This is a genomic window from Mangrovibacterium sp., assembly GCF_041596335.1.
GTDB lineage: Bacteria > Bacteroidota > Bacteroidia > Bacteroidales > Prolixibacteraceae > Mangrovibacterium.
The window spans coordinates 1-6207 of the sequence record NZ_JBFHIT010000101.1 but is presented as its reverse complement, the minus strand read 5'-3'; the positions used below and the strand labels follow the sequence as shown (position 1 = coordinate 6207).

Here is a 6207-nt window from a genome sequence, read left to right as displayed (position 1 = left end):
TGTCCCCGTTTTTGGGGTTCAGGCTGATGGCTGTACCGTCTTCATTCATCGTATAAGTGACAGAAGCCGCTACCGGATCATCATTCACCGCATTCACGGTAATCTCTTGGTTAGCCGTTGCTGTTGTTGTGCCGTCGCTAATGACATAGGCAAAGGTCTCGGTACCGTTGTAGTTGGCATCCGGACTGAAGGAAATCGCATCAGAAGCATCGATAGTGATTGTTCCGTTAGGAGTATCAATGGTCTGAGCTCCGCCAGTGAGTGCCGTTCCGTTAATCGACACAATGCTGAGAAGATCACCGTCCACATCGCTGTCCCCGTTTTTAGGGTTCAGGCTGATAGCCGTGCCGTCTTCATCCATCGTATAAGTATCAGAAACCGCCACGGGCGCGGTATTTGGAGAAACAGTAATTGTGATGACATTGCTTTCTGCAGAACACTCAAGTCCATCCAGCGTACTGGTGACAACTCGCTTAAAGTAGCTGGTTTGAGCGATTCCGGAGGGAGGAGTATAGGTTGAAGCATTGGCACTGCTGATGTCAGCAAAGCCGGTGGATGCATCGGTGGTGCTGATTTGCCACTGGTAGCTCGTCGTTCCTGCTGTTGCTGCTGCAACTGTTTCGGTTAGTTCTGCCGGATCTGCTCCTACTTTAACGGATTGATTTGCTGCAATGGTTCCCGCTGAAACGGTATTTAGTGTAATCAGAACGGCAGTCCTGCTATCACTGCTGCAAGAGTAATGATTTGTTTCCGCGTAATAAGTCGTGCCATCGGCCAGGGGTGTGGTTTCTGCCAACGCGCTGCCACCGGAGCTGCCGGTGAACCAGGAAACAGTGCCGGGGCCGACCGGGCTTACGTTAATATCAGCCAGTGTGGCTCCTTCACAAAATGTTTGACTTGCAACAGCATCCGGGGCGTCCGGGTTTCCGGCTTCAACATTAACCACCGTTCTCGATGCGCTAATACATCCAGAGGTAGTGCTTTCACTTTCAGCATAATAGTTGGTTCCGTCTGCCAATACAGTCGAACCGGCGAGCACTGTGCCACCACTTGCGGAATCATACCAGCGCAATAGGGTATTCGCGGGAAGCGTAATGACCAATTCATCCAGCGTTGTTGTTCCGGAGGGGCAATATTTCTGAGTAGCAGAAGAAGTCGGAGCATCGGGTAATTCGAAGACTCTGAAAATAATGCTGTCAGCAAGCGAGCCGGTACACAAGTCGAACGGTATTTTTGAGGTTTCTATTTTAACAACGGTTGAGTCAGTCAACAGTGGGAAGGTTAACAGATCAATGTCGGATCCATTTCCAAGGACCGAATAACCCAGACTGATTAGTCCGGTTTGGTCCAATGGCGTATAAATCACACCGGCTTCCGAATTTTCGATCGTCACCGAGCCATTTTCTCCTTCGCAAAGGTTTGTGTCAGCCGACGAAATTGTTTTCGTTTCAACGTCCGAGCAGGCAACAATAGCGGTTTCAGCACTTAATTCACTCTCGCACGCTGAGCTTATTTCAACCGAGATTTGCACAATTCCACCGGCTGAGAGGTCGAATGAATTCAGGTAGGAAACATGCCAGTCAGTTGGGCCGGCATCGGAGGTTATCGTTGTATCGGCTCCAATTTGTGATTCATCCAGGTAAACTCTCAGGGTCAGCGGATAGCTGCCTCCGGTGATTGTTCCGGTGAGCTGTAAATCGCCTTCAGTTGGGGTGTTGAATGTAATCGTGTAATTGGTGATATCGGTCTGCAGGCTAATGGTGATCGTTTCTGAGTCGTCGGAAGAAGCCAGTGTCGTGCTGCTCGCCACAGCGGTAATCTGGTCGCCGGCGCTGAGCGAAAGCCCGCTTATACTCCAGCTGCCATCGGTTGCAACTGTTGTTGTGCCAATGGAGCTTCTGGTGGGCGATAAACGATAGAGTATGATGGTTGTTCCGGCTGCTTCGACTGAAGATCCTGATATTGAGCTTACCGTAGTGCTGGTTGAGCATCCGTCAAAGTCAATGGATGGAGCGATTGCTTGCCGCTGGACACTGATCGTACTTGAAGAGGCGGCACATTTTTCGGCATCAGATGCTGATACATAAATTTCCTCTCCAACATGATCGGTCAGATCCAGTCCGCTGAAAGTCCAGGTTGAATTGTCACTGACCGACTGCGTGCCAATGAGTTGTTCATTGAGGTATAGATTTAAGCGCGTATAGTCGGGAGAGGCAGAGTTGCCGCAAGTCCCTGAAATAGCCGTCGTTGATGTCAGTATCGGGCTGGTCGTTATCGTTGGGGTAACCGACGTGCCGGTTAGGGCATACAAACAAACCTGTACATAATCGGAAACACATTCGCCGGGCTGTTGGTAGGTGAAATAGTAAACACCTGCCGGGAAACACTGCCCGGTTTTACATTCAAATTTGGCATCTTCCTTATTATTCCCTGTTCCGGCAATGTAGGTGGTGGTCGTCGGATTGGGGATTGGCACCCCGGAACTGTATTCATAATCTGCCAATGTGTAGTCTGCATTGTACCAGGTAATGACTGTTCCGTCAGAAAATGCACCTGCGTCACCGTCGAATGTAAATCCCTTGCCTCCGGAGATTGCGGTAATGGTCATTCCGCTGGTGCTTGTTTGGGTTGAACAATCGCTCACAGTTTCAATATCGCAATAATCAACCGACGTACCTTTGCCCTCGTCGGTGGCATTGGCTTTGATTATGTATCCCGATAGAAGCGAAGCGATGGAAGGACTGAATTCGGAAATGTCGATTGACCAGGTGCTTATGCCGGCTGATACAACCGTAGATGCGGTGCCAATCACTGTCGTCGCGTCAGTGTCGTAGATGGTTACGGCAATCGTTGTGGTAGTCTCTGTTGTGGTGGTCCCCGAAATATTGGTGTCTGATGTGCCGGCAGCGTTGATGGTCGGGCAATCGGTTCGGTCGAGGATTGTACTGCCGATCGCGGTTGGTGTTTGGCTGGTAATGACTGATTCGAATAGTGCGTTTATGTCCTTGCTACCACTCGAATCACCACCCAGGTCAGAGATCGCGTTGTTGCCGATCGAGGCATGCGGATTCATGCTCGTAGCGCCGGTAATTCGCAAAGGAGTGCTTGTTGTAAGCGAAGGGTAGGCCAGCTGCAAATCGCTAAAAGGGACAAAGAAATCATAGAAAAAGTCAGCGTCGCCCGAGTTTGTTGAATAGGCAACCGACTTTTGGCAGTACACTTCGTAAGGTCTGGCGAAGGAATAACCGGGGTAGTTTCCGGTTTCATTTACAATGTTGTTCCTGGCATCCGCATTGCCGTCAATATTGCATACGACAACCCTGAAGTTGGTGTACAACGCGACTTCAATCTCAAAACCCGGATTGCCCAATACCGCGTTCGGGTCTGCGTCTTCACCTGTAAAACCAAACTTTTGGTCGGTGTCGATAAGGATTGAATAAGCCTTGGAGTTGCTGGCTATATCATCCAGACGGAAGCGGAACAAAACATTCGCTCCGCTTAAATAGCCCAATATCGCGTGGTCGCCGGCACCGGTCGCGCCAACAATTTCGTTGAAAGAACCATCGGGGCCGGCGAGTGGATCACCAACCGGATCAGGGCGCACAATGTCGACGTAGTCAATTTCCGATTCATCAAAGTCAAAATCATTTGAAACAAAGCCGGTGCTTGATTCTGACACATAACCGTTGCCGTCCGGATCAAGAACCGATGCTCCGATATCTGCCGCGGGCTTGACAATCAGACCGGGTGTTTGTGAAAAACTCTGGAAGGACAGAAAAAGTCCTGCGATAAGCAATCCTTTTTTTAAAAACAGGAGTGAGTTCGTGCGCAATTTTCTCATACAATAGGTATAGGTATTTAGATGCTAGTTTTTTCTGATGGACTGAATATCCCGAACTATGTTCACCAACTTGCTCTACTGACAGGGTACTCCTGTCTGAAACAAGGATTTAATAACGGTGATCATCATTCTAGCCGCGATCGTTCTCTCAATTCCGGGAAGGCTTAATTGCTTCAGATGAAGTTTGGCTTTGTAGCCGGCTGAGTCCGGTTTTCGTATTCAGCGGTATCATCGACTCCGAATTACCCGTCAATCAAAATTCATGGGGTAGGCCTCATTTTCTAATCGTTTGATGTTTGTTCCTTGTTCAAACGATTAATTTTTCGCTTTTAGATGTCCGAAAATAGATAATTGTCATTAAGATACATTTTAAAAAGGACAGACATCTGATTTTTATAGACAAAATTTAAGATCTACAAGTCATCGGTAAATAAATCGGATGAAAATTGACCGGTTTCTAGCCTGTCGCGGGTGGCCGTAGCAGTTTTAACAGAAAATATTACGCTGTAAAGCTCCATCGGAATTCTGCGTTCTGTTCTAGCGCACAGATGGTCTGAAAACGAAAAACCCTCACTAAAATCCGGTTGTCAGATTTTAGTGAGGGTTTATTCCGATCTGCATCTGAAATGACCCAATAAATTCCCGTTGAACTTTAGTGTGTTTCAGCGATCGATCGGCTGTGTGCCTGCAAATACAGAGGGGTGAATTCCTGCAAGAAGGGATTCTTCTTTTCGTAGCGAATTTGTTTAGGATTTAAACCAGCTAAGGAACGACTTTCCCACCTGCGGTTTGTTTTTCGTCGATAAGGTTTGGTAAATCTCACCCCACGAGGGCAGGCCTCCCAGGTTGCGATCGTCGATATAGATGTCGGCAACAATTTTGCGACCCATATCGTGTGAGGCATTCTCTTCGGGGAAATTATTATTCACCGCATAAAATACCAATCCCCGTTTGCGGCAATATTCAACCGCTTCATCCAGTAATTTTCCGTGTCTCGAAGTCCATAAAATAAGGCGGATGCCTTCCTTCTGGAGCATTAATAAGCTCTCAATCGCAAAGGGAATGTCGCGTCCGATTTTCGGATACTCGTGTTCCACAATCGTTCCATCAAAGTCTACTGCAATAATCATCTTTCACCAGTTTTAGTCCCACAAAAATAAGAAATAAACGGTGTACAAACCAGTAAATCAGGAAGAATTAACGCAAAGGCGGGGGAGAGTTGAACGCGACGACGGGAAGAGTTAAACGCAAAGACACAAAGAATTGAACGCTAAGGCGCGAAGACGCGAAGGGTTGTGTTGGCACTCTCCGTGAAACTCTGTGGTTAAATAATTTGAACGCGAAGACGCTAGGACGCGAAGTACTGATTACTTCTTCTCTAACGACTCATTACTCCCGACTCATTACTCTTGACTCTCGACTTGCAGCTTAAGCGCAACCGCTACGCGGTAATTTGGTTTCGGTGACTCACGGAGCTACAATACTCATACCGCTACGCGGTATCGAAATCCGCAGGGAAACGCTACAAAAAAAAAATCAACGCTCAATCCTTCAATATGCACTACCGCGTAGCGGTTTCGGTGTTGTAGCCATTAATCAGAAAATTGTTTCCACCTACCGCGTAGCGGTTGAACCCTACCGGTATGCAAACCAAACGAAAGAAACTCTGTGACAACCTCAGTGTCCTCTGTGGTTAAATCTTTGAACGCGAAGACGGGAAGAGTTAAACGCTAAGGCGCTAGGACGCAAAGTTCCAACGTTCCAAAGGTTTGTGCGATGTACCCTACGATCGTCATTGCGAGGACGACGAAGGAGGACGTGGCAATCTGTTGCAAGTTTCGATTACTTCTTCTCTCATGACTCTCGACTCCCGACTTTTTTTGTCCTAAGCCGGACGGGCTCTACCTTTTGTCTTGACACAAAAGGTAGCAAAAGGTCAAGGCTGATTTTTATCTTCGCTCCTCCATCTTCCTGAAAGCTAAGTGCAACGGGTGATTCCCTCCTTTGTCGGGACTTCCCGTTTGGCACTAAGCTTTCAGTTCGATTCCGGGCTCGATAAAAATAGGCCGGGGCTCGTGTTCGCATGGCCGGTCGCGTTTGTCGCTGCCGGTCCCGTCATTGCGAGGAGGAACGACGAAGCAATCTGTTGCTCAACGTAGAGAATATTTGAACGCGAAGACGCGAAGGGATAAGTTCCAAAGAGACAAAGGTGCTAAGCGTTGTATGCAAACCTCATTGGCAGAGTGGTGCCAGGTAGCGGCAACCGTTCCGGGTTTTGCATTTGCCTGTGTTTTTTGCTGCACAACCGTCCCTCTCTACTGGTAGAGAGGGATAAGAGGGTGAGTTAACAACAAAGGCCCTGATTG

At 48.2% G+C, this 6207-nt stretch carries 2 protein-coding genes; both read right to left on the bottom strand.

Features of this window, described 5'->3' with window-relative positions; genetic code table 11:
* Positions 1–3841, bottom strand: a 3841-nt coding sequence (locus ABZD21_RS19595; RefSeq protein ID WP_372776826.1) for an Ig-like domain-containing protein, incomplete at its 3' end; no start/stop codon positions are given.
* 746 nt (positions 3842–4587) lie between these two features.
* Entirely contained in the window at positions 4588–4971 is a 384-nt protein-coding gene (locus ABZD21_RS19590; RefSeq protein ID WP_372776825.1) for a BT0820 family HAD-type phosphatase, read from the bottom strand.
* Positions 4972–6207: the final 1236 nt, after the last annotated feature.